The 23936-nt window shown below is 44.2% G+C and carries 20 protein-coding genes; 10 read left to right on the forward strand and 10 right to left on the reverse strand.

All coding sequences use genetic code 11. From position 1 onward, the window contains the following. Positions 1 to 68: 68 nt before the first annotated feature. Positions 69 to 419: a VOC family protein gene (locus IEY42_RS04605; RefSeq protein ID WP_188924165.1), complete on the forward strand. Its 351-nt coding sequence runs from the start codon at positions 69 to 71 to the stop codon at positions 417 to 419. Further along, on the forward strand, positions 394 to 594 hold the full coding sequence (locus IEY42_RS04610) for a DUF1289 domain-containing protein (RefSeq protein WP_188924166.1): 201 nt from the start codon (positions 394 to 396) through the stop codon (positions 592 to 594). Before IEY42_RS04605 ends, IEY42_RS04610 begins: the two co-directional genes overlap by 26 nt. 20 nt (positions 595 to 614) lie before the next feature. Here IEY42_RS04610 and IEY42_RS04615 read toward each other — a convergent pair whose 3' ends face one another. From IEY42_RS04615 to IEY42_RS04630, 4 genes are all read right to left on the reverse strand, one after another. After that, positions 615 to 1118, reverse strand: coding sequence for a GNAT family N-acetyltransferase (locus tag IEY42_RS04615; protein ID WP_188924167.1), 504 nt, complete (start codon positions 1116 to 1118; stop codon positions 615 to 617). An 84-nt stretch (positions 1119 to 1202) separates the two neighbouring features. Next, positions 1203 to 2867: an asparagine synthase B gene (gene asnB, locus IEY42_RS04620; RefSeq protein ID WP_188924168.1), complete on the reverse strand. Its 1665-nt coding sequence runs from the start codon at positions 2865 to 2867 to the stop codon at positions 1203 to 1205. A gap of 437 nt (positions 2868 to 3304) precedes the next feature. Next, positions 3305 to 4957, reverse strand: coding sequence for a M28 family metallopeptidase (locus IEY42_RS04625; RefSeq protein ID WP_188924169.1), 1653 nt, complete (start codon positions 4955 to 4957; stop codon positions 3305 to 3307). A gap of 127 nt (positions 4958 to 5084) precedes the next feature. Next, positions 5085 to 5831 carry an HAD-IIA family hydrolase gene (locus IEY42_RS04630; RefSeq protein WP_188916575.1) on the reverse strand — a complete coding sequence of 249 codons (747 nt, stop codon included), beginning with the start codon at positions 5829 to 5831 and terminating at the stop codon, positions 5085 to 5087. A 458-nt stretch (positions 5832 to 6289) separates the two neighbouring features. Here IEY42_RS04630 and IEY42_RS04635 point away from each other — a divergent pair, with 458 nt between their 5' ends. Further along, a complete protein-coding gene (locus tag IEY42_RS04635) occupies positions 6290 to 7903 on the forward strand; it encodes a methyl-accepting chemotaxis protein (RefSeq protein WP_188924170.1) in 1614 nt (537 codons plus the stop codon). 96 nt (positions 7904 to 7999) lie between these two features. On the opposite strand, the gene IEY42_RS04640 is transcribed toward IEY42_RS04635, so the two are convergent. Then, positions 8000 to 9376, reverse strand: coding sequence for an L-serine ammonia-lyase (locus IEY42_RS04640; protein ID WP_188924171.1), 1377 nt, complete (start codon positions 9374 to 9376; stop codon positions 8000 to 8002). Between the two features lie 221 nt (positions 9377 to 9597). Between IEY42_RS04640 and nagZ the strand changes: the two genes are divergently transcribed. Then, positions 9598 to 10608, forward strand: coding sequence for a beta-N-acetylhexosaminidase (gene nagZ / locus IEY42_RS04645; RefSeq protein ID WP_188924172.1), 1011 nt, complete (start codon positions 9598 to 9600; stop codon positions 10606 to 10608). A 77-nt stretch (positions 10609 to 10685) separates the two neighbouring features. On the opposite strand, the gene IEY42_RS04650 is transcribed toward nagZ, so the two are convergent. From IEY42_RS04650 to IEY42_RS04660, 3 genes are read right to left on the reverse strand one after another with little or no spacing between them, the layout of a single operon-like run. After that, positions 10686 to 11681: a peptidoglycan binding protein CsiV gene (locus tag IEY42_RS04650; protein ID WP_188924173.1), complete on the reverse strand. Its 996-nt coding sequence runs from the start codon at positions 11679 to 11681 to the stop codon at positions 10686 to 10688. After that, a complete protein-coding gene (gene mfd / locus IEY42_RS04655) occupies positions 11681 to 15205 on the reverse strand; it encodes a transcription-repair coupling factor (protein ID WP_188924174.1) in 3525 nt (1174 codons plus the stop codon). Before mfd ends, IEY42_RS04650 begins: the two co-directional genes overlap by 1 nt. Positions 15206 to 15254: 49 nt before the next feature. Next, on the reverse strand, positions 15255 to 15851 hold the full coding sequence (locus IEY42_RS04660; RefSeq protein WP_188924175.1) for a hypothetical protein: 597 nt from the start codon (positions 15849 to 15851) through the stop codon (positions 15255 to 15257). Positions 15852 to 16008: 157 nt separating this feature from the next. Between IEY42_RS04660 and IEY42_RS04665 the strand changes: the two genes are divergently transcribed. Genes IEY42_RS04665 through IEY42_RS04680 form a run of 4 tightly spaced genes read left to right on the forward strand, consistent with a single transcriptional unit; the run spans position 16009 to position 19451 of the window. Next, the gene (locus IEY42_RS04665) at positions 16009 to 17253 is read left to right on the forward strand and encodes a lipoprotein-releasing ABC transporter permease subunit (RefSeq protein WP_188924176.1); all 1245 of its coding nucleotides are present in this window, start codon (positions 16009 to 16011) and stop codon (positions 17251 to 17253) included. Further along, complete coding sequence (lolD, locus tag IEY42_RS04670) at positions 17253 to 17960, forward strand: lipoprotein-releasing ABC transporter ATP-binding protein LolD (RefSeq protein WP_188924177.1); 708 nt, start codon at positions 17253 to 17255, stop codon at positions 17958 to 17960. Before IEY42_RS04665 ends, lolD begins: the two co-directional genes overlap by 1 nt. Further along, positions 17957 to 19198: a lipoprotein-releasing ABC transporter permease subunit LolE gene (gene lolE, locus IEY42_RS04675; protein ID WP_188924178.1), complete on the forward strand. Its 1242-nt coding sequence runs from the start codon at positions 17957 to 17959 to the stop codon at positions 19196 to 19198. The genes lolD and lolE overlap by 4 nt, the downstream gene beginning before the upstream one ends. 16 nt (positions 19199 to 19214) lie before the next feature. Beyond that, complete coding sequence (locus IEY42_RS04680; RefSeq protein WP_188924179.1) at positions 19215 to 19451, forward strand: DUF3624 domain-containing protein; 237 nt, start codon at positions 19215 to 19217, stop codon at positions 19449 to 19451. A gap of 9 nt (positions 19452 to 19460) precedes the next feature. Here the strand turns inward: IEY42_RS04680 and IEY42_RS04685 are convergent, their stop codons facing one another. Then, complete coding sequence (locus IEY42_RS04685; protein ID WP_188924180.1) at positions 19461 to 20252, reverse strand: siderophore-interacting protein; 792 nt, start codon at positions 20250 to 20252, stop codon at positions 19461 to 19463. Positions 20253 to 20392: 140 nt separating this feature from the next. Between IEY42_RS04685 and IEY42_RS04690 the strand changes: the two genes are divergently transcribed. Next, positions 20393 to 20827, forward strand: a complete 435-nt coding sequence (locus IEY42_RS04690; RefSeq protein WP_188916563.1) for a MarR family winged helix-turn-helix transcriptional regulator — start codon at positions 20393 to 20395, stop codon at positions 20825 to 20827. Positions 20828 to 20916: 89 nt separating this feature from the next. On the opposite strand, the gene IEY42_RS04695 is transcribed toward IEY42_RS04690, so the two are convergent. Continuing rightward, positions 20917 to 21429 carry a DUF2062 domain-containing protein gene (locus IEY42_RS04695; RefSeq protein ID WP_188924181.1) on the reverse strand — a complete coding sequence of 171 codons (513 nt, stop codon included), beginning with the start codon at positions 21427 to 21429 and terminating at the stop codon, positions 20917 to 20919. 76 nt (positions 21430 to 21505) lie between these two features. On the opposite strand from IEY42_RS04695, the gene IEY42_RS04700 reads away from it, so the two are divergent. Then, positions 21506 to 23929 carry a DNA internalization-related competence protein ComEC/Rec2 gene (locus tag IEY42_RS04700; RefSeq protein WP_229779923.1) on the forward strand — a complete coding sequence of 808 codons (2424 nt, stop codon included), beginning with the start codon at positions 21506 to 21508 and terminating at the stop codon, positions 23927 to 23929. Positions 23930 to 23936: the final 7 nt, after the last annotated feature.

Genomic DNA, 23936 nt, shown 5'->3' on the forward strand with positions numbered 1-23936 from the left:
ATAAGTTACTCGCAAAAGCCTCTGCACACAGCAGATACAGTGTTTAATTCAATTTAACAGAGGTCAATATGAGCCAGCACAACAGTATTAATTATCTCGAAATACCAGTAAAAGATGTGCTGGCTACTAAAACCTTTTTTAACAAGGTGTTTGGGTGGCAATTTCAGGACTACGGTCCGCAATACAGCTGTTTTTTACAGGTGGGCATTGACGGCGGTTTTTACCAGTCGCCTAGCCAGTTTACGTTAGCAACAGGTAGCCCATTGATTGTATTGTACAGCCAGGATTTAATGGCAACACAAACCGCAATTACCCAAGCGGGTGGTTTGATTAGCCGTGATATTTTTAGTTTTCCTGGTGGTAGACGTTTTCATTTCACGGACGTAAATGGTAATGAATATGCGGTATGGTCAGAATAAACCAACAATTGACCCCCCTTGTGTTAGGCATTGCTGCTTAGACAGTAACGATGTGTGCTTAGGTTGTCATCGCTCATTAGATGAGATCTTGGCGTGGCATTCGATGAACGATCAACAAAAAAGCGCGCTAATCGCGATTTTGCAACAGCGCGCAATCGCAAGTCAAAATCGTTAACGGTATTGGTCTTAATATTGTTATGTCGTTTGAGGCTCTATATCCGTTCTAAATAAGGTAAAACCACGCGCTTGATAGTTTTGCAATGCACTTGGGTGATCTAAAGAACAGGTATGCACCCACACTCTTTGGGTATCAGGTAGTGCCCAAGCATGCTCAATGGCTTTAGTGAGTAAATAGCCGCCAAATCCTTGACCAATAAAGCGCCCTGCTAAACCAAAGTACATGATTTCGACATTGCCATCGTTTTGTTGCTGTAATTCAAAATAACCCGCTGGCGAACCATCCACGTACGCAACATACAAATGCAGGTTATCGGCTTCGCTATAGGCTTGCCATTGGCTGTCTGTCCACGTCAGCTTATCAGTCCATTCCCATGCTGCGCCCACAAACTGATACAGAAATCGATTAAATTGGTATTGCTTAATATTGACCTTAACCAAGCTCAAACCGTTTGCCTGTTGCTTAGCTTGCAGTTGGTTTGGGTTAGTCATTTCGAGATTAAAAATACTGATGTCTGCCATGTTTTACCTTTACCGAAAACCAAATTTGACTAAGTTATACAAAAACACCACCGATTAAGGTGGTGTTTGTTATGCGACTTGCGATTAATAGGCGCTAGCGTGAACGTTTTTCACTGCACGGCCCGATGGGTCGTTAATGCCTTGCAAGCTGGCGTCCCATAATAGTGCTTCTGGTGTAGAGCAAGCGACTGTTTTGCCGCCTGGTACGGTTTCTGCCGCACTGGTTAGTGGGAAGAACTCTTCAAAGAAGCTGCGATAGAAGTAGGCTTCTTTCGACTCTGGCGTGTTGTATGGGAAACGGAATTTAGCGTTAGCAAATTGTACGTCATCCACATTAGCCGCAGCATGTTCTTTTAAGCCATCAATCCAAGAGTAGCCCACACCATCACTAAACTGTTCTTTTTGACGCCATACCACTTCTTTTGGTAATTTGTGCTCAAATGCTTCACGTAAAATGTGCTTCTCAATACGACCGTCTTTAGACATTTTAGCTTCTGGGTTTAACCGCATGGCCACGTCGATAAATTCTTTATCTAAAAAGGGTACGCGGGCTTCAAGTCCCCAGGCTGCCATGGCTTTGTTAGCACGTAAGCAGTCAAATAAGTGTAGCTTGTCTAATTTACGCACTAATTCTTCATGGAACGCTTGTGCGTTAGGCGCTTTATGGAAGTATAAGTAACCGCCAAACAATTCATCTGCACCTTCGCCAGATAATACCATTTTAATGCCCATAGCTTTGATTTTTCGTGCCATTAAGTACATTGGCGTGGCAGCACGAATAGTGGTGACATCGTATGTTTCTAAGTGATAAATCACTTCTTTAATGGCATCTAGACCTTCTTGGAACGTATAGATAATAGGGTGGTGAATGGTGCCAATGGCATCCGCCACTTTTTGCGCCGCAACCAAGTCAGGAGACTCTGCTAAACCTACCGCAAATGAGTGAAGTTGCGGCCACCATGCACCCGTTTCGCCATCGTTTTCAATACGGTGCTTGGCATAAGTTTGAGTGATTGCAGAAATCACAGATGAGTCTAAACCACCTGATAAAAGCACACCGTAAGGCACATCTGACATTAACTGACGTTTTACCGCGGCTTCTAATGCTTCACGTAATTCATCAACACTGGCAGGGTTATCTTTAACTGCGTCAAAGTCTTTCCAGTCACGTTGGTAATAGTGGGTTGGTTTGCCGTCGGCTGAATATAGGTACTGACCCGGTAAAAACTCTTCTACGGTTTTACACACTGGCATCAGTGCTTTCATTTCTGAAGCCACGTAAAAATTACCCGATGCATCAAAGCCAGTGTAAAGCGGAATAATACCAATATGATCTCGGCCAACTAAGTAAGTGCCTTTGGCTTTGTCGTACAGTACAAAAGCAAAGATGCCGTTAAGCTTGTCTAAAAAGTCGCAACCGTATTCTTGGTAAAGAGACAGGATGACTTCACAGTCTGAGTTAGTTTGATACTGGTATTTGTCACCTAACTGGGCTTTAAGCTGTTTGTGGTTATAGATCTCACCGTTTACCGCTAATACTATGTTGCCGTCTTGGCTAATAAGAGGTTGTGCGCCGTGGTCTACGTCAACAATGGCTAGACGTTCATGCGCTAAAATTGCTTTGTCGTCTGCATAAATGCCAGACCAATCTGGTCCGCGGTGACGTAATAATTTTGACATTTCCAAGGCAACTTGGCGTAGTTGGCTTGCATCTGTTTTGATATCTAAAATTGAGAATATTGAACACATAATACGGCTCCAGCAGCGTTGGCTAATCTTTATCTGTTTGCTACTTTGCCAGCATTTTCGTTAACTGCCAAGTTAGTTTTTTGAGATAACGTCATAAATATGGTCTTTTTAATGATTTAATCTTTATTATCGCTGCCTTTAAATGATGTTTACCTAAAGAAGTGCACTTTTTATTGATGAATTGACAATTATATTGCTTATATCGTCAAGATTTTTACGATTTAACAATTCATTTTAATTAAATGCATAGTTGCACTGAACGAGTGCGTTTGCCGTTTATTTGAGCAAATTGGCTGTGATCACCGTTTTGCTGGAGATGTCGATGTTAAAGTGGGCTGATTATGCACCGATGCAATGCACAACAATTGTGCATAAAACACCATAAAAAAAGCCCATCAACGAGTTGATGGGCAAATCCTTGGGTAGGAAGGAATAAGTTATTTGGCTGGCCGTAATGAGTGAAACTCTGAGTCGGCATAATACCCTGGCCAATGTTGATTATTGCCAAGCGTTTGTGCTGCTTGGTAATAAACCGCTAAATCTTGCAGTGCACCCGATAGGTCCCATTCAGCTCGATAATGATCGCATACATTGTGATAACAGCCTTTCATGGTATTGCTCATGGCAGCTTTGTATTGCGCGGTGGTTTCATCGAGCGGTTCAGCGCCACCCCCAGCAAATACCGCAGGTACACCTAATTTGGCAAAGCTGAAGTGATCTGAGCGAAAAAATCCGCCCGATGCAGGATTGCTTTCGCCAGTGGTGACCCGGTTTTGACTTGCCGCAGCCTTATCTAAATACACTTCTAACTCAGACTGGCCTTTGCCGACAATGGTGTAATCTTTGGTTTTGCCATACACATTGGTACTGTCGAGGTTAAACACTGCAACCGTTTTATCGATGGGATAAATTGGGTTTGCAGCGTAGTAGCGTGAGCCGAGTAGGCCTTGCTCTTCACCTGTGGTGGCAATAAAGGTCAGCGAGCGTTTAAGGCCTTGGCCTGCTTTTGCTTGCTTAGCAAATTGACGGGCTATTTCTAAAATACCCGCGGTGCCAGAAGCGTTATCTAATGCGCCATTATAGATTTGATCACCTGCTTTGCTGTCATCTTTACCGATATGATCCCAATGGGCGGTAAACACAATGTGTTCATCAACCTGGCTACTGCCAGCTAAAGTCGCTACGACGTTGTAACTGTTGGCGTAGTCAGCTTTATTAGCAAATTTAATCGAGGCGGTTTGCGCTAATTCAACGTTTAATGCACTGTCGGCAGCCCGGTCCATTAACGCGCTGAGTGACAAGCCGGCTTTATCAAATAAACGGTTAGCAGCGTCTAATGTTATCCAACCTTCGACTTGTACCCGAGCATCTTGTTGGGCTTTGGCGAGCACTAAATCTTGTTGAGGGCCAGTCCAGCTGTTTTCAACCACTGACCAAGGGTAAGAGGCTGGCTTAGTGTCATGAATAATGATGGCGCCCAGCGCTCCTTGTCGGCTGGCTTCTTCAAATTTATAGCTCCAGCGGCCATAATAGGTCATGGCTTTGCCATTGAACTTTTGTTCATCAGGATGTGCAAAACCGGGGTCGTTAACCAATATGACAGCAATTTTGCCTTTCATGTCGAGGTCTTGGTAATCGTTCCAATTATATTCAGGGGCATTGATGCCATAACCCACGAAAACCAGTGGTGCATTTTTTATACTGACTTGATTGTTATCGTGCCGACTGCCAAGCACCACATCTTGGCGATACTGTAAATCAATGCCTGCTAAACTGACTTGCTGTTGTTCGCTGGCGGTATAACTCACCATAGGCACAGGTTGTAAATAGCTGCCGTTGACGGCGCCTGATAGGCCCATATCTTTAAATGCGGCAGATAGGTAATCGAGTGTGAGTTTTTCACCGAGGGTAGTCGGTGCACGGCCTTCAAACTTGTCTGATGACAAGGTTTTAATATCAGATCTAAAGCGTTGCTCGTCGAAACTGACTGAAATGGGTGCGACCTGAGCAATGGGTGTTATTGTGCTGGCATCGTCACCATTACATGCACTGAGCAGCGCAATAGCGCAAAAAGGAAACCATCGTTTCATGCTCTATCCTGATTATCGTTTTTATATTTTCGGATCAGCATAATGGATCAAGCCAGCGCGCGATGACAAGGGCACTGGCTTGAAAATATGTTACCTAATGTAAATGAAATGTTTACGCTAAACGAGCTTACACCACGTCAATGTCGCCTGCACAGGCAAACACATGGTTCGGTCTGAATGGTTCTTTTTCAATATCTCCCATTTGGCTCACGCCACTGGTAACCAAAATGGTTTCGAGACCGGCTTGGAAACCCGCCAAAATATCGGTGCGCATATTGTCACCAATAATAATGGTGTTTTCAGAATGCCCTTGAATATGATTCAGCGCCGAGCGAATAATCCATGAGCTGGGTTTACCCACATAAAATGGCATTTTGCCGGTTATCCGCTCAATGGCGGCACACAATGCACCACAAGCTGGGCTATAAGCCGGACCATGGGTGTCTGGGTTGGTAGCAATAAAACGCGCGCCGCCAGCCACAAAACGAGATGCTTTATGGATCATGTCCCAGTTGTATGAACGTGTTTCGCCCACAATCACAAAATCTGGGTTAATGTCGGTTATGGTAAAGCCTGCGTTGTATAACTCATGGGTGAGAGCACCTTCCCCAATCACAAAGGCTTTAGTACCGGTTTGGTGTTTAAGAAAATCAGCTGTTGCCATTGCCGAAGTATAAAAGCAGGTTTCGGGCACATTAATGCCCGCCGCACCCAGACGGTTTTGTAAGTCTTTACCGGTTTGTACAGGATAATTAGTGAGGATAACCAGCGGGTTGCCTTGCTCTAGTACGCGGTGAATAAATTTATCACTACCAGGAATTAACTTGTTGTCGTGCAGTAACACACCATCAATATCACATATAATATTTTTCATTCTTTCATTTCTTCCTTCAAATACAACCTACTTACATCTAATGCTAATTCAGGCCAGAAAACAACGATTAAATGCAAAAAAATACAGGCTTGAGAGGCGTAAACCTGAGATAGTGACTAAGGCATAAATGATGAGGTTTCGATAAGTTAGGATCTACTTTTTGCGATTATCTTGCTTTTTGTTCGGATGCTAAAGCACTTATTTAATACTCTTTTGAACGAGGCTCAAAAAATAAAAAAAAGATACCAATGTCATTCCTATGTAAGTCAGGCTAAAGTATGATGAAGTTATAAATTTGTGAGGGATTATAAGTTTGTGACACTTTAGGCTGTGCCCACACACATATTAATGACGAATATCGACCTAGATCTGATTACTTGTGTGCCGTTAATGACAGTCTTATCGCCCGGCTATATCCTATAAGATAATTTGGGATGCACATTTAAGGTTCCTCAATAATGTTTGATTTATCAATCAAAAGAATGCTTCAAATAACCAGCGCACTTGCTTTATCCGCAATGATTACTCTTGCTTGGATAGGCAGTTCTCAGCAGTCACAAATTCATAAGCGTGTCGTTAACGAAGAAGCTCAAGTCGATGCTATTTTTGCACTCAAAGATACGCGATATTACGTGGTACAAATTCAACAATTTTTAACCGATGTCGGTGCCACCAAAAGTGATGAAGCAAAAGCTGAAGCGCTTGAAAGCCTAAATGGTGCACTGGCCCAGCTTGATATACTCATTGATGCTGCCCCTGAGTTTTATCAGCAAGCCCAAGGTATTAAACGTAAAGTCAACGATGTGTATAAATCTGGGATAAATATGGCCGATGCTTATTTAATTCAGGGCACAGAGGCGGGCAATCACTTGATGAAAGGTTCTGGCGGCTTTGATGAGGTCTCATCAGATCTTGCTGATGATTTAGACAAACTGGCTAATCAAATTGATCAACATTATAACACTGCAGTAAAACAGACTTTGTCAGCGAATGAGACTGCGGCGCGGGTGCAGTTTTGGGGCAACCTTACTTTGGGCGTATTTCTTGCCATGATTTTGTTTGGGTTATATCGCGCAATTATTAATCCATTGAGGAAATTGGATGAATCGATGCGCAATGTTGCATCGGGTGCTAAAGATTTAACGGTCAAACTTGATGACAGCGGCGACACTGAAATCGCTAAAGTGGCGAGTAGTTTTAATGTGTTTGTAAAGCAAATTCACGATTTAATTACCGACTTTAATGACAATAGCCAACAATTAGGTACGGCCAGTGCGCAGTTAACATCAAGCAGCAATGAGACGTTATCAGGTATGCAGCGTCTACAAAGCGAAACTGAACAAGTCGCTACTGCGATGAATCAAATGCAAGCAACGGTCATTGAAGTCGCTAACAATGCAGAGTTGGCTGCACAAGCAGCAAAAGACTCCGATACCCAAGCTGGGCAAGGTGATAAGGTTGTTCAACAGACGATTACCTCGATAGAGCAATTGGCAAATGGGGTAGAGCAAGCAGCCAGTGCGTTGCATCAATTAGAAAAAGATACCGATAACATCGGCAGTATTTTAGAAGTGATTCGCAGTATTTCTGATCAAACTAACTTACTGGCTCTTAATGCGGCTATTGAAGCTGCCCGCGCCGGTGAGCATGGCCGTGGTTTTGCGGTTGTGGCTGATGAAGTGCGTACGCTATCAAAACGTACACAAGATTCAACTAATCAAATTCAACAAATGATTTCACAATTACAAGCAGGTGTGAAAGATGCCGTGTCGGTGATGGATTCAAGTCGTCAACAAGCGTTAAACAGTACCGAACAAGCAGCCCTTGCTGGCGAGGCGTTATCGAGCATTACCCATTCTGTAGCGACGATTGCCAATATGGCGACTCAAATTGCCACCGCAGCAGAAGAACAAACAGCAGTAACAGATGAGATTAATCGCAATATTGTTAATATCAGTGATGAGGCTGGTTTAACAGCAACCAATGCGCAGCAATCTTACAGCGCCAGTGTCCAAGTTGATGAGTTGTCACAGCAGCTACGCAGTCAAATTGGTCAGTTTAAAACCCATTAATGTATAGCGCCAAATACAAAAATGCCTGTTATTGCTAACAGGCATTTTTTATTATGTTGATGCGGTTCATGTTAAACAATAAACCGCCGATTAGGCTTAACATTCAACGATGTTAACCGCTAAACCACCTTTGGCGGTTTCTTTGTATTTACTGCGCATGTCTTTGCCGGTGTCCATCATGGTTTTGATGACTTTGTCTAGCGACACCTTATGGTTACCGTCGCCACGCAGAGCCATGCGTGAAGCATTAATGGCTTTTACCGCGCCCATGGCATTTCGTTCAATGCACGGCACTTGCACCAGGCCACCAACAGGGTCGCAGGTTAGCCCTAGGTTATGTTCCATACCAATTTCAGCGGCGTTTTCAACGTGCTCAACGGTGCCGCCCATAATCTCGGTTAGTGCTGCAGCCGCCATAGAACAGGCTACGCCAACTTCACCCTGACAGCCCACTTCAGCACCAGAGATAGAGGCGTTTTTCTTGTATAAAATACCGATAGCCGCAGCGGTGAGTAAATAACGGCTACACACATCAATATCGACTTCTTGAACAAACATATCGTAGTAACACAATACTGCTGGGATAATACCGGCTGCACCGTTGGTTGGCGCGGTGACGACGCGATCGCCCGCGGCATTTTGCTCGTTAACCGATAATGCAAATAAGTCGACCCAGTCCATTGCTGTTAATGGGTCAATATTATTACGTCCTTCAGCTTTTAAACGACGATACAGAGCAGGCGCTCGGCGGCGCAGTTTTAAGCCGCCTGGTAAAATACCTTCTTTTTGATAACCGCGTTCAACGCAGTTTTTCATGGTTTGCCAGATATGCCACAAACCTTGCTTTACTTCGTCTTCGCTGGCGATACTCAGTTCGTTAGCCATCATTAAAGACGAAATACTTAAACCGTTATCACAGCACAGTTGCAGTAATTGCAACGCACTATTGAAGTCGTATGGCGCCTGTTCAATTGGCGTTGCTGGCGAGGCATTTCGTTGGGTGATTTCATCTTCATCAAGAATAAAGCCGCCACCAACAGAGTAATAAGTGCGTTGATAAATGCATTCACCTTTTGCCAAAGCATATAAGGTCATGGCATTGGCGTGTGCTGGTAGGGTTTTACGTCTGTGGTAAGTGATACCGTCATCACGAGTAAACTTCACTGAGCGTCCATCGACGAGAGCCAGCTTTTGACTGCTAGAGACGGTTTCTAAAATGGCATCAATAGCATCGGTATCGACCGTTTCTGGGTCTTCACCCATTAGGCCCAAAATCACCGCTTTACCAGTGCCATGACCTTTACCTGTTTGGCCAAGGGAGCCAAACAATTCTGCTTGTAATTCATCGGTTTGTTCCAATAAATTATTGTCTGCAACATGTTGGATAAAAACTTTACCGGCTTTCATAGGGCCCACTGTGTGTGAGCTTGAAGGGCCGATGCCAATTTTAAACATGTCAAATACGCTAATCATCTTGAGTAACCCTTGCTGAGTCGTTTATTGTTTTGATTATTAATGAGTATAATCGCCTTATATCAACTTGGCGGTTTATCTCTTTTGTCGGCAGAGTATCCCATAGTTTGATGCATGACAGTTCATTAGATTTTTTTATGCATAATTTTTCACATTAGCTTGCCTTATCATGCACAATAACGACAAGTTAACGACGCTGACGATAGTACTAGGGGAACAGTTTGAGTTATTTAATGATGGATTTGGCTGGTTTAACAGTGTCTGAGCTGGAAACTGAGCAATTACGCCACCCTAAAGTGGGCGGGATTATTTTATTTACGCGTAATTTTGAAAATAAAAATCAATTAATAGAATTGGTTAAGGATGTTCGCCGTATTCGGCCTGAATTATTGATTGCCGTTGATCATGAAGGTGGACGAGTACAACGTTTTCGCGAGGGTTTTAGTTTAATCCCTGCAATGGGAGATATTTTACCTGCGGCAAATATGGATTTAACATTAGCTAAACAATGGGCGAAGGAATGCGGTTTTTTAATGGCGATTGAGCTGTTAGCGTGCGATATTGATTTAAGTTTTGCACCGGTCTTAGATGTAAACGGTATAAGTGAAGTGATTGGTAAACGCAGTTTTAGCCCTAATCCTGCACACGTCAGTGCGCTAGCCGAGCAATTTATTATCGGCATGAACGAAGCCGGTATGGCTGCTGTGGGTAAGCATTTTCCCGGACACGGCAGTGTTGCGGCTGATTCGCATATTGCGATGCCTTTGGACCCTCGGACTAAAGAGGTGATAGACGCATTTGATATGCTGCCGTTTAAACAGCTAATTGGCCAAAAACAGTTACAGGGTGTGATGCCGGCACATGTGGTGTATTCGGCAATAGACCCAAACCCTGCTGGTTTTTCATCTTACTGGTTGCAAACCGTGTTACGTCAACAATTGGCGTTTGATGGAGTGATATTTTCTGACGATTTAGGCATGAAGGGCGCAAGCTTTGCGGGGGATTATCTTGGCCGAGCTAAAGCGGCGTTAGAGGCTGGTTGCGACATGATTTTAGTGTGTAACGACCCAACAGGCGTTAATGCATTATTGAACGAGTTTGTTTGGCCTGCTGATGAACCATTGCACACAGCGCTGGCGCTTAAAGGTCAGCCTGAACAAGTGTGTCAAGCCCTAGAGCAACAAGCCCGTATTCAAGCAGCGCAGCAATTGGTGAGTCAAATTAACGGTTAACGCGTTAGTTTGCCATTCGTTTGCAATAAAAAACCGGATCAGTGGATCCGGTTTTTTATGGGGCAATTTTTGAGAGATTAACCCGCGTAAGGCATTGGCTGACCTTGTGGTGTATAGCCAGTTAAATCAATGGGTTTAACACTGCTGGGTTGAGCCATTTTTCGAATTTGCATGACGATACCCAGTTGTGGGTGGTCAAAATAATGCAGCTCACCACTGCGCACGCGGCGATTTTGTATCAGTGGGATACTCTGTAAAAACGGCGCTAATTGCTTTTTACCTTCAATTTCTAATGCAGCGTATTCATTAAATGCAGCCGGCGTTGATTCAATCATTTTTTGTGTTGGTTTACGCAAGGCCAAATTGTTTTCGATGTAGAGGTAATGGTTCAAGTAAATATTAATTGACCCATCAAGCTCCCAAACCGGTTTGACTTTTGGCGCGTCATAAAACCCGCCTAAAGCACTGTAATCGCCTATTGGCATGCTCATGCTGGAGTCTGCAGGCTTGTTAACGCTTAAACCGTAGTAGTCAAACGTTTTAGAGTAATCTTTGCCGCCAAATATACGCACCGGTTTTGCTAAGCGTCGCGATTGCATATTTTGCTGCCACGTTAAATGCACCAAACTTTTTACGTATGGTTCGCGGCGGATGGTGCGAATAATGTCTTTAAACTGGCCCTGACTTTGTGCGAGCAATACAGTGCCTTGACCTAAAAAGGCTGTTTGTGGTGTTGCTGCACCAATGCTCACTGGCACTTCACTTGGGTGAGAGGCAATGTTGCTACTGATTTTTGGGTCGTTACAGTCGCTGGTGTCGCTGGCCCAATCGGTAGAGCTACATCCCGTTAAAGCCGACGCAACCCCTGTGATGTCAGTACTTATCACTGGAGTGATCAAATCGACAGTGTTATTTGCCAACGTTGGAGGTGAGGCGTCTAGCCACTTTTCAACCGAAGGGTTTTGGCGTTCAAATACAAATACTTCAACTTCAAACCATGACTCGGCATGGGCTGTAACGCTGTGGGATAGCGCTGTGATAGCGGCGATAGATATCGCAATTTTATGAAGCACTATTTGTCTCCAGTTTGATGTTTGGCGAACTGTTCAAGCAAGGTGTTGACTAATTCAAGACGCTCTTTGCTTGTTTCAGCAGGAATGGTGAACTTTAACTTATTTGGCCCGTCCATTCGATAGATTTGTGGTTGGTTTTGCAACAAACCAATAATAAACATCGGATCGACGCTGTTTTCTTGCCCAAATTCAACACTGCCACCTTTGGCATGCATTTCAATTTTAACGATGCCCAGTGCGGTTGCCTGATGTTTAAACAGGGTAATGGCCATTAAGTTACGTGTTGGGTCTGGCAGCATGCCAAAGCGGTCAATAAATTCGACTTTAAGCTCGTCGAGCATATTATCGTTTTCGCAATTGGCGATACGTTTGTATAGTGACAAGCGCATATTAACGTCGCTGACATAATCTTCTGGCAGTAACGCTGGGATACGTAAATCGATTTCAGCCTTGGCGCTCATCATGTAAGCAAGAGAAGGCTCTTTACCTTCTTTTAACGCTTTAACGGCGGATTCGAGCATTTCCATGTACAAGCTAAAACCAATTTTAGAAATATGACCGCTTTGTTCATCACCTAATAATTCACCAGCGCCGCGAATTTCTAAATCTTGCGTGGCGAGCATAAATCCGGCGCCAAGATCCTCTAAAGCATCAATGGCTTCAAGACGTTTACGGGCGTCGGGTGTCATCCGTTTTGGGTGCGGCGTCATCATATAGGCATAAGCCTGGTGATGCGAGCGACCTACACGGCCACGTAATTGGTGTAATTGCGCTAAACCAAACATGTCGGCGCGGTCGAGAATAATCGTGTTGGCACTAGGCACGTCGATGCCGGTTTCAATAATGGTTGTACACACCAACACGTTAAAGCGTTGGTGGTAAAAGTCTGACATGACTTTTTCAAGATCGCGCTCGCGCATTTGGCCGTGGGCGGTAACAACACGCGCTTCTGGCAATAAATCGCGTATGTTTTGTGCTGTTTTTTCGATGGTTTCAACGTTATTGTGTAAGTAATACACTTGGCCACCACGGAGGATTTCACGCAATATGGCTTCGCGTACAGTGGCTTTGTCGTATTCACGCACAAAGGTTTTAACCGCTAAACGTTTGGCGGGTGGTGTGGCGATAATGGATAAGTCGCGCATGCCCGACATGGCCATGTTTAAGGTGCGTGGGATTGGTGTGGCGGTGAGCGTTAAAATGTCAACGTTAGCTCGCAGCGCTTTAATCTTTTCTTTTTGACGGACACCAAAGCGATGTTCTTCATCGATAATCAATAAGCCTAGGTTGTCGAAGTTTGCTTCTGCTGACAATAGCTTATGAGTACCAATAACGATATCGACTTTACCTTCAGACAACTGTTCGACGACACTTTTTTGCTCTTTGGTGGTTCTAAAGCGTGACATCACTTCGATGACAATCGGCCAGTCGGCAAAGCGGTCTTTAAAGTTTTCGTAGTGTTGTTGAGCCAGTAGGGTGGTTGGCACTAACACTACCACTTGTTTACCGGCATTAACGGCAACAAAAGCCGCACGCATGGCGACTTCTGTTTTACCAAAGCCTACATCGCCACACACTAAACGGTCCATGGCGAGTGGGGCTTGTAAGTCTTCTAGTACAGCATTAATGGCGGTTTCTTGGTCGACGGTTTCTTCAAAAGGGAAGCCTTGGCTGAATTGGGCGTACTCTTGCTCATCGATGGCCATGGCATCACCCGGGCGAGCTTGACGACGAGCATAGACATCCAATAACTCAGCAGCAACGTCTCGAATACGTTCAATGGCTTTGCGCTTGGCTTTAGCCCAGGTTTCATTGCCGAGCTTATTAAGGTGCGCATCACCGTCGCCACTGGCGTTAAAACGGCTAATTAAGTGCAATGACGACACGGGCACATAAAGTTTGTCACCACCTGAATATTCAAGCTTTAAATATTCAGCAACCAGCCCACCGGTATCGAGGGTTTCTAAGCCCTGATACAAGGCTACACCGTGCTCTAAATGCACAATCGGCTGGCCGACTTTTAGCTCAGCTAAGTTTTTAACGAGTACATCAGAGCTAACTTGCTTTTGCTTTTCTCGGCGACGTTGCTGAGAAATACGTTGGCCAAATAATTCAGTTTCGCAAATAATGCTGACCGCACCTTTAGGTGTATCGGTTAATACGCAGCCTCGGCTGAGTGGCGATACCATTAAGCCTATTTTGTCTTTAGCTTCAAGGTAGTCATTAATGTGCTTGAACTGTTTAGGTTTGATGCCAATTTTGTCTAGCAGTTCAAGCAGGGCTTCACGGCGACCTTCAGATTCAGCACTGAACAACAGTTGGGTGTGGCTAGCGCTGTACTCTTGCAGGGCAATAAGCGGTTGCTTGAGTTTATGGTTGGCATTGATGTCGGGCAGTTTTTCTACATTGGCAACGACAGCAATAGCGGGTAGCTCAAATTGGACTAATGGCTGGCCGGCATTGTCGGTATCGTTAATATCATGTTGCTGAATAATTTGCGTGCGAGTTAACGGTTTAAAGGCGGCAAATAATTCGTCATGTAATAAATACAATTCTTGCGGTGCCAGCAGCGGCCTTAATGGGTCGATGCGTCTGTCTTCATAACGCACTGACACTTCATGTAAGTGGTTTTTGCTGGCTTTGTCGATGTCGCCTAAGGTGATCAGTTGACTGTCTTTGGGCAAATAGTCAAACAGTGTAGCGGTGTCGTCAAAAAACAAAGGTAAGTAGTTTTCAATACCGGCAGGCATTAAATTACGACTGACCAGTTGGTATATCGACTCCGCTTCTTTTGAGATAACTTCAAAGCGGCGACGGTAGCGTTGTCTAAAACCTTCAATGGCATTGCTGTCGGTAGGAAATTCTTTTGCTGGCAACATGCGTATGGCATCGCGCGCCATGCCGGAACGTTGGGTGTCAACATCAAAAAAGCGAATCGATTCGACTTCGTCATCAAACAATTCTATGCGCAGTGGTTGGCGAGAACCGGTAGGGAAAATGTCGATAATCGAGCCACGTATAGCAAACTCGCCATGCTCATACACCTGTTCAACTAAGTGATAGCCTGTGTCGGTTAGATGTTGTCTGGCTTGCTGTAGGCTGTAAATGTCGCCCTTGTTGAGCACCATCACATTGGCGGTCATAAAGGATTTTGGCGGTAGGCGCACCATTAAGGTGTTTACCGGCACGATGACCACGTTATGTTGATGTTGGCTAATATTAGCTAGGGTTTCGAGTCGCTGTGAAATTAAATCTTGGTGTGGCGAAAAATTGTCGTAAGGCAGTGTTTCACGGTCTGGAAATAAGCACACATTGATATTGTTGTTTTGCAGTAAATAGCTTAATTCGACTTCAAGCGACAGCGCACTTGGGGTGTCGTGAGTGACAATAATGCTGGTGCCGGTATGTTGCTGAATTAATTTGGCGAGGGTGATGGCCTGTGAGACCCCACCTAATGTTGCCAAAGTTTGTAGTTGTTGGCCTTTTTTTACACTCGGCGGCGTGAGTACACTAAATTGTTTCATTAAAATCTTTTTCAATTCCGTTTACTGTCAATGTGTATTGATATGTGGGTTAGCGTCGTTGTTTATCAATATTTTGTTTGCGCTTTTTAAGCATTTTTTGTTGTACGGCCAAACTGGCTTTAACCAATTGTTCGATATCATCTTCAAGAATTTGGCTAAATTCAAGTTGGCAATGCCACAGAGTGTCTTGGTCATCATTTTCATCGATGGGGATGCACTCGATGACTTGGCAAATACACAATAATGCGACCACTTCGGCATGCAAATAAATATGTGCTTTGTGGTAGTCACCCACATTTAACTCAAATGAGCTGGTAATGCTGATACCACTGCCACCAAATTGATTGCCTTTAACTTGTTGGCCTTCTTGTACTTCTTTTTCAAGCACATGCTGTAACACTAAATCCACCTTGCGCGATTGCAGCTTTAAAAAATCCACCACGGCTTTGGCATCATTATCTAAATTACGTAATTGTAGTAAGCAGTTGGCTTCAAGGCTTTTTACTTCGGTTAGCAATTTTAAGCCAACCGATTGCATGTCTTTTAGCTCATCTTCAGTCGGCAAACCTTGGGCTGTATCCCACGGTGAAAGGTATGCGTTGAAGTTATGAGGCACACTAAAATAAGAATTGCTGTCAGGTATCAAGGTTTGCCTCTTTATTTATCCCACTAATAGCCCTATTATCGTGCCCAACTTAATGATTTAGCAAGTCATACGCAATGGCTTGTTGATTTCATCTTCACAATTAGCTTGATTGTCAGACTAATACGCTGTGATGAGCGCATAGGATTAGTATTTTTTTATGAATTTCGGATTTTCGTTTTTTATCGGCTACCGTTACTGGCGTGCGCGAAAAGCCAATGCTTTTGCCTCTTTTATTACCTTTTTTGCTGTCTCAGGTATTTTTTTAGGGGTGGCAGCATTAATTGTGGTCAGTTCGGTAATGAATGGTCTTGAGGGGCAGCTTAAAAATCGTATTTTGGGTGCGGTACCGCAACTCACGTTAATGAACGAAGCCGGCTTTAATGATTGGCAATCGCTCACCCAACAGGTGTTGCTTGACGGTGGTTTAAACCCGCATGTCCGTGGGGTTGTTCCCAGTACCACCACACAAGCGATGATCCAGTCGAGTAAAAACATCAGCGCGGTGCAAGTGTATGGGGTTTACCCTGAGCTTGAACAAACCTTATCGAGTATTGCTTCGCATACCTACTCAAATGCCTTTGAACAACTTACTGCGGGTGATTACAATATTGTGCTCGGGAGCGAACTTGCTCGTAAACTCGGCGTTAACAGTGGCGACAGAGTTCGTTTACTCAGCGGCGATGGCGTGGTGTATTCCCCTATGGGGCCAGTGCCGAGCCAGCGTAAGTTTACTGTGGCAGGGGTATTTGAGATGGGCTCGCAAGTTGATGCCAGTGTAGCCTATGTACATTATCAAGATGCGCGTAAGTTAAAGCGTCAAAACAGTCAAGAGATTGATGCGCTGCGGGTGTATTTAACTGACCCATTTAGCGCGCCACAAATCGCCCCGATGATGATCACAGCATTTGCAGAGCAAGGTGTTGAAATTACAACCAGCGACTGGCGCCAGGATTATGGTCATTTATTTTCTGCGGTGAAGATGGAAAAGAACATGATGTCGTTAATGCTCAGTTTAATTGTGGCCGTTGCCGCATTTAACATGGTGTCAGCATTAGTGATGATGGTGGTCGATAAAACCACCGATGTTGCGGTATTAAAAACACAAGGTGTTACTACCTCATCAGTGATGGCGATCTTTGTCGTGCAAGGGTTGCTGAATGCGTTACTGGGTTTGATATTAGGAACCGTGGTGGGCATTGGCTTAACCTTAAATTTAAATAGCATTTTATCTGCGCTTGGCATTGCCATTTTAGGGGCAGGGCAAACCTTGCCGGTCGCATTGTCGGTAACCCAATTGAGTTATATTATTGTTGGCTCGCTACTAATTACCTTACTTGCCACTCTATACCCTGCGCTGTCGGCTGCTAGGGTTCAACCTGCTTCTGCTTTGAGATACGAATAATGAGTCAAACACAAACCGCGTTATTACAAGTTAACCACGTCAGTAAGCAATATCATGACGGTGAAGTGATCACCCATGTGTTATCTGGCGTGGATTTAACGGTTTATAAGGGCGAGCAACTAGCCATTGTCGGAAGCTCTGGTTCAGGTAAAAGTACCTTATTGCACATTATGGGCACCCTAGATACACCGACATCGGGGTCAGTGATATTAGATGGTGAAGATTTATATCAATTGTCTGCTGTTCGCCAAGCTCAGGTGCGTAATCAGGATTTAGGTTTTATTTATCAATTTCATCACTTATTGCCTGAGTTTAGTGCGTTAGAAAACGTGGCGATGCCGGCGTTTATTCAGGGTAAAGATAAAAAACAAACCTTAGCCGATGCGCAAAAACTGCTCGAGCGGGTTGGCTTAGGTCACCGTGTTAATCATATTCCGGCGCAGCTGTCTGGCGGTGAGCGTCAACGTGTGGCGATTGCACGTGCCTTGATTAACAAACCTAAGTTGGTGCTGGCCGATGAGCCTACCGGTAACTTAGATGCCAGCAGTGCCGATAATGTGTATTCGATGATCCGCGAACTGGCACATCAATTTGACACCGCTTTTGTGGTGGTCACCCATGATTATAAATTAGCGGCCAAGATGGACCGCCAACTAACCATGAAAGATGGCGTGTTACAAAGTGTTGATGCAGGGCAAACCGAATGAGTAAGTGGTTACCGTTAACCATTGGCTGGCGCTTTTTTCGCGCCAGGCAATCAAATCGCTTTATTGGCTTTATTTCGTTTGCTTCTACGGCGGGGATTGCACTCGGTGTCGGGGTGTTGATTGTCTTGTTATCGACTATGAATGGCTTTGAAAAAGAGCTGCAACAACGTTTACTTGGCGTGGCATCACACGGCGAGCTTGTCGGTGTTAATGAACCCATTGCAGATTGGCAAGCGATTGCCAAAAGTGCTCAAAACTTACCGCAAATTACCGGAGTGGCGCCGTTTATTCGTTTGCAGGGGTTAGTGCAAAAGCCGGGTGGCTTTCAAGGGTTAATGGTCAGCGGGATTGATATTAACCACGAAGCCGATGTGTCGACCATTAACCAGTATATGTCTGCCAAGGCATGGCAATCATTGCAGGGCAATCAAAACAACATTGTTTTAGGCCGCAGTTTAATTGAAAAGCTTGAGCTTAAAGTCGGCGATACCGTCGCGATGTTTACTCCTGATGCCAATAATAGTCAATTAACTTCGGCTAAAAGTCATCGGTTTGTGGTGTCGGGGGTATACCATGTGGGCGGCGAAATTGAATCGACTCAGGCATATGTTCCCATTGCTTATTTAGCTGACATATTGGGCTTAGGTACTGGGGTTAGCGGGGTGCGCATACAAGTTGAAAATGTACTCAATGCGGCTTCAGTTACCCGAGATTTAGGCTTTGCTCAGGAGCAATATTTGTACATTAATGATTGGACTCGATCGCAAGGTCATGTGTATCAAGACATTCAATTGGTACGACTGGTCATGTACCTTGTATTAGCGCTAGTGATTGCGGTGGCCTGTTTTAATATTGTGTCGACCTTGGTGATGGCGGTGCGCGATAAAGCTTCTGAAATCGCTATTTTAATGACCATGGGCATAAGCCGTGGCGCAATTATGTTGATTTTTATGCTGCAAGGGGCGTTAAACGGCATCATGGGCTGCACAATTGGTGGCATTATTGGGATTGTTTTTGCTTATAACCTAAGTGCCATTGCACAGGGAATAGAGCAACTATTTGGTTTTCAGTTGTTGGCATCTGATATCTACTTTATCGATTTTTTACCGTCTGAATTACATCGCCAAGATGTGGTCGTTGTGTTGGTAATGGGTTTAGTGATGAGCTTACTCGCCACGATTTATCCGGCTTGGAAAGCCACAAAAATAGCTCCCGCGACAGCATTAGCGGGTCGCTAAGGTATACAGATAGCTAATGGGATGTGAACAATGCTTTGAATCAATATTTAGACAAAAAATTGGCCGTTGTAAGCGCTGTATGGTGCAATTAACCGTATTGAGCTTATTCGCTTGGCCTATTTGGTGGCATTATTTTGCAGACCAACCTAAAACGGTTGAGTCTATCGCACTGCTGTTTTTTGCGATCAGTTTTACTGGCCTGCTTTGTTTGCACTTATTGGTTTGGTGTTATCGCAAGCTTTATCAAAAATGACACCTGCGCTTATAGCGGTTCAAGTTGTTTTTGCTGACCAAAAGTGTCGGCGTCGGTTCCACGTTTCCAATAGCCTGTTGCACTGATTGCCCGCAGAGGCAATTGTTGTTCAAGAAAATACTGTTTAATCGCCCGTACTTGTGATGCTTCTAAGCCGATAAAAACCTGTGCGTCGGTGGGGACAGCATCGAGCTGTTTAACTTTCTGATGCAGCCATTTATCTTGCTCTATATCGGTAATGTTGGGTGTTAATATCAACCAGTCGATCTTAAGCAGAGGGTGTGATGCCAACAAGGCTTTTTCTTGCTCACTGTGGGCTATCATAATCACATTGCCAGTCGCCGTTGCGGGTATACGCTCAATTAACGCATTAACGGCATTAATTGAGGTTGAGTCGCCCAACAATACATAATGATGGCCATCAAATTGGCTCATTTTTAATGGTCCTGGACCTGCGATGGCCACCTTATCACCTACCTGAGCTGTGCTTGCCCAATCCGTTGCAGGTCCGCGATGCTTGTTGATGACAAAATCGAGACTAAGTAGGCCTCGCTCTGCGTCAAAGTCGCGAATGGTATACGAGCGTTTAACCGCGGCATTAGGGCCACTGACTTGGGTATTAAGTTCAATCTCACCCGCTTGAGGGATCAACACTTTCACATAAGCACCTTGTTGATTGGCGGGGAAGTCAGCCAATTGTTCTCCACCTAATACAATACGGCGTAAGTATGGGCTGATATCAGTAATATCACTGATGTGAGTCACTCTTACTGATGGTTTTTTTGTTCTAGGGGAATTCATATAGGCTACCTGTAAAATGATGTTGCACACACGAGCGATTTAGATGATAATGTCTACTATAGTTTGTGTGGTTGATTAAGTCAACTATGTTGTGTGTATCCGGTTGTCATAGGTCGCTGAGATTACACTAAGGATGTTTTGTGTCTGAGAATATAAAAGAACCGCTGTTTAATTTATTACACAGTATGAAGCGCTCATTGCGCCAAGCTATTGAGGTCGATGATCTAGGCATAACGCCTCTCCATATGCGCGTACTTAAAATTATCTCTTTTTATAACCAAAAGGTGACGGCTAATGATATTGTGCAGAAAACCTTGATAGACAAAGCACAATTAGCCAGATTAATAAAAGAACTCATTGGTTTAGGCTATGTGAGCAAGCTCGACAACCCAAACGATAAGCGAAGTTATTACTTAGGTATTAGCGGTGAAGGTGAGCAGATAGTTAAGCAGTTGAGCACGGCTGAAAATCGAGTTAACGAAATAATGAAAAGTGGTCTAACAGAACAAGAGATTGCTGATTTTGCGCGATTAGCGAAACAAATGGCGCATAATTTAAATCAGCATAATGAGTAATACCTTTCTTAACGCGGTTTAGATAAGCATCAGACATTAAAAAGGCCACTCACAGTGGCCTTTAACTTTTTGTGACAGAATGCGACGGGTTATTTATCCGCCTTTCTTTGCTGCCATTTAAATAAAATCGAATATCGCCACATACTTTTGATCACCACAAATCCAGCAATGGCAGACACGATACCTAATGCGATGCAGCCCACTAAAAATGGTGGGCCAATTGTTGATATTGATGCCTCAATCCATGTCCAAGTGGCTTCAAAATGAAACGCTTGTGCTTTATGTCCCAAGATCTTAGTGCCGACGATATAGGCGGCATAAAACATAATGGGCATTGTCAGAGGGTTGGTTATCCACACGAGTGCGACAGCAACGGGCAGATTAACATTAAATAAAATAGCTAAACCTGCTGCTAATACCATTTGAAATGGCATAGGAACCCATGCCACAAATAAACCTACCGCAAAGGCGCCAGGGGCTGATTTACGATTTAACGCCCATAAATTGGGCTTATGCAACAAGGTGCCAAACATCCGTAAATACTTGTGATCACGGAGTGTTTCGGGTTTTGGCATAAATCTTTGGATTATTTTTTTTGGCATATTTGTCGATTAATGTCTTAACTCATTCACTATGAATCGATTTATCTATGGCTTTTGTGCCTGTTCTTTATCAGCGATGTTATGGCCCTCGCTGGCACCCCTATGGTGTTTGCCTATCTTGTGCTTACTGGTGTTATTTTGCCTTAAAAAAATCCCGCTTTTAGCTGGCGCTACCTTTGCCATCGTGTGGATCAGTCTGTTTTTTCAGAGCCTTTATTTGCACCAAAATGCCGAAAAACCCGAGCAAATTCAATTTAAGGCGCAGATAGTATCACTTGTTAGCCAAAACAGCGACTGGATAAGTTTTGATGTGCAAGTTTTGCCCAACCCACCATACTCAACCTATTTTGAAGCGATAGCCTTATCTAATGTGCAGCGATATTACCGATTAACTTGGCAAAAGCCAGCGAAAATTGAGTCTGGGCAAATTTGGCTGTTTAGTGCCCGAATGAAAGGTATAAGCAGTATTCAAAATCAAGGTGGCTATAATCAACAAAAGTACTTTGTTAGTCAGCATATTATAGGCAAAGGGCGAGTCAAGCAGGCTGAGTTAATTAGTAGTTCAACTAGTTTAAGGCAAGACATTATTGATATAACAGCCCCAATTTTAACCAAGTTGACAGAAGGTGATATTTTACGTGCGTTGATTTTTGGCGACAAAAGTCAATTAAGTGAACAACGTTGGCAGCAATTACGGCAAACCGGAGCAGGCCATCTGGTGGCGATTTCGGGATTACACTTATCGGTCGTATTTGGCCTGTTTTATGGACTGTTAATGTTGGCGTCACGCTTGTTTGTTGCCAGGCAGCATCGGGGCTATGGCATAGTCATAATGCTTATTGCGGCAATGATTACCCTCGGCTACGGTTATTTATCTGGCTTTGCCGTCGCAACTCAGCGTGCGCTGTTAATGATGTTGCTATTAGTCATTTTTACTGCGGTAAAACAATATAGCAATAGCTGGGACCGCTTAGTGTATGCATTATGTATCGTGTTATTGCTTGATCCATTTGCCATGTTAAGTGCGGGATTCTGGTTATCGTTTTTGGCATTAACGATTATATTATTGGCCGTTAAACCTGAACGTATTGACGCCGAGCCCAACTTGACTCAATTACAAGATAAAACGCAGCCCGTTTCAGTACGGGTAAGGACAACTCTCAACCGTTTTTATCAACAAGCTGTACTTGGCCTTAAAGTCTTGTGGTCTATTCAGTGGCGCTTAGCCATTGGCCTAGGGTTATTGCAGGCCGTGTTATTTGGCACCGTGACACCACACAGTATATGGCTCAATTTATTGTTTGTGCCTTGGTTTAGTGTCGTGGTGATCCCTGTGGCCATGTTGAGTTTTTGCCTGTGGTTAGGGACTTCAGTTGTTTTGCATTTATTGTCCCTTGATCCTGCTGTAATAAATGAGGGCGGGGACGTTATATTTTATATTGCTAATATTAGTCTAGCCCCATTTGTGTGGTTGTTATCCTTAAGCGATCATTTGCCATTGAGTTTGGTTAAGATTACTGAGCAGTGGCTTATGGCTATGTTGTTTTTATGTTTCGCACTTGGATTATTGTATTACCGCCGCTATAGCAATCGTTATACACCTTGGACATGGTTTGGCGTGACATTGTTACTGTGCCTGCCCATGGTGTTACAAACTTACGCCATGAGCCGGCAAAAATGGCATGTCAGTCATCAGGTTAACGCAGCACCACAATGGCAAATGCATGTGCTTGATGTTGCACAAGGAATGGCGGTAGTTCTGCAACAAGGCCAGCATGGATTAATTTATGATACAGGTGCAGCATATGGCGACTTTAGCTATGCCGCTCGCGCTATCGTGCCGTTTATTGCGGCCAAAGGGATAACCCATATCGATTTTATTGTGGTGAGCCATGCTGATAATGATCATGTTGGCGGCTTATCGTTGTTATCTCAAACTTATCCAAACAGCAAGATTATTGCTGATTTTAACGTTGAGCCATACACCAAACGTCCAGCCTATCAGACTTGCAGTGGTAAGCTTTGGTGGCAGGGGATCGAGTTACAATTTTTCGACAATACCTTGCACAGCGATAATGACAATGATCAATCTTGTGTGATGCGCTTAGATGACGGCAAGAGTGCCGTGCTGTTAACCGGCGATATCGAAACACCGCGTGAACAGGCATTACTCAATGACGACATAACGTTGGCTGCAGAAGTATTATTGGTGCCTCATCATGGAAGTCGCACCTCGTCAACTCCCGCTTTTATTGCGGCGGTTCAGCCTCAAGTCGCAATCACCACCGCAGGTTTTGCTAATCAATATGGCTTTCCCAAAGAGGATGTTATGGCACGATATCAAGACCGTGGGATCCTAACCCTACAAACCGGGCATCAAGGGCAAATTAGTCTCAGTTTCACAGAAAAAGGCTACAAAATAGCCACTTACCGCCAGCATTTAGCGCCATTTTGGTACAATCAATTGTTTAAGTTTGGTGAGAGACTTAAAGCAGAGTAGAATACGC

Source organism: Shewanella algicola (assembly GCF_014648035.1).
Taxonomy (GTDB): Bacteria; Pseudomonadota; Gammaproteobacteria; order Enterobacterales; family Shewanellaceae; genus Shewanella; species Shewanella algicola.

Coding starts and splice junctions, on each gene's coding strand:
- IEY42_RS04605 (WP_188924165.1), top strand. CDS start 69: ATGAGCCAGCACAACAGTATTAATTATCTCGAAATACCAGTAAAAGAT.
- IEY42_RS04610 (WP_188924166.1), top strand. CDS start 394: ATGAATATGCGGTATGGTCAGAATAAACCAACAATTGACCCCCCTTGT.
- IEY42_RS04615 (WP_188924167.1), bottom strand. CDS start 1,118: ATGGCAGACATCAGTATTTTTAATCTCGAAATGACTAACCCAAACCAA.
- asnB (WP_188924168.1), bottom strand. CDS start 2,867: ATGTGTTCAATATTCTCAATTTTAGATATCAAAACAGATGCAAGCCAA.
- IEY42_RS04625 (WP_188924169.1), bottom strand. CDS start 4,957: ATGAAACGATGGTTTCCTTTTTGCGCTATTGCGCTGCTCAGTGCATGT.
- IEY42_RS04630 (WP_188916575.1), bottom strand. CDS start 5,831: ATGAAAAATATTATATGTGATATTGATGGTGTGTTACTGCACGACAAC.
- IEY42_RS04635 (WP_188924170.1), top strand. CDS start 6,290: ATGTTTGATTTATCAATCAAAAGAATGCTTCAAATAACCAGCGCACTT.
- IEY42_RS04640 (WP_188924171.1), bottom strand. CDS start 9,376: ATGATTAGCGTATTTGACATGTTTAAAATTGGCATCGGCCCTTCAAGC.
- mfd (WP_188924174.1), bottom strand. CDS start 15,205: ATGAAACAATTTAGTGTACTCACGCCGCCGAGTGTAAAAAAAGGCCAA.
- IEY42_RS04665 (WP_188924176.1), top strand. CDS start 16,009: ATGAATTTCGGATTTTCGTTTTTTATCGGCTACCGTTACTGGCGTGCG.
- lolD (WP_188924177.1), top strand. CDS start 17,253: ATGAGTCAAACACAAACCGCGTTATTACAAGTTAACCACGTCAGTAAG.
- lolE (WP_188924178.1), top strand. CDS start 17,957: ATGAGTAAGTGGTTACCGTTAACCATTGGCTGGCGCTTTTTTCGCGCC.
- IEY42_RS04680 (WP_188924179.1), top strand. CDS start 19,215: ATGGGATGTGAACAATGCTTTGAATCAATATTTAGACAAAAAATTGGC.
- IEY42_RS04685 (WP_188924180.1), bottom strand. CDS start 20,252: ATGAATTCCCCTAGAACAAAAAAACCATCAGTAAGAGTGACTCACATC.
- IEY42_RS04695 (WP_188924181.1), bottom strand. CDS start 21,429: ATGCCAAAAAAAATAATCCAAAGATTTATGCCAAAACCCGAAACACTC.
- IEY42_RS04700 (WP_229779923.1), top strand. CDS start 21,506: ATGTTATGGCCCTCGCTGGCACCCCTATGGTGTTTGCCTATCTTGTGC.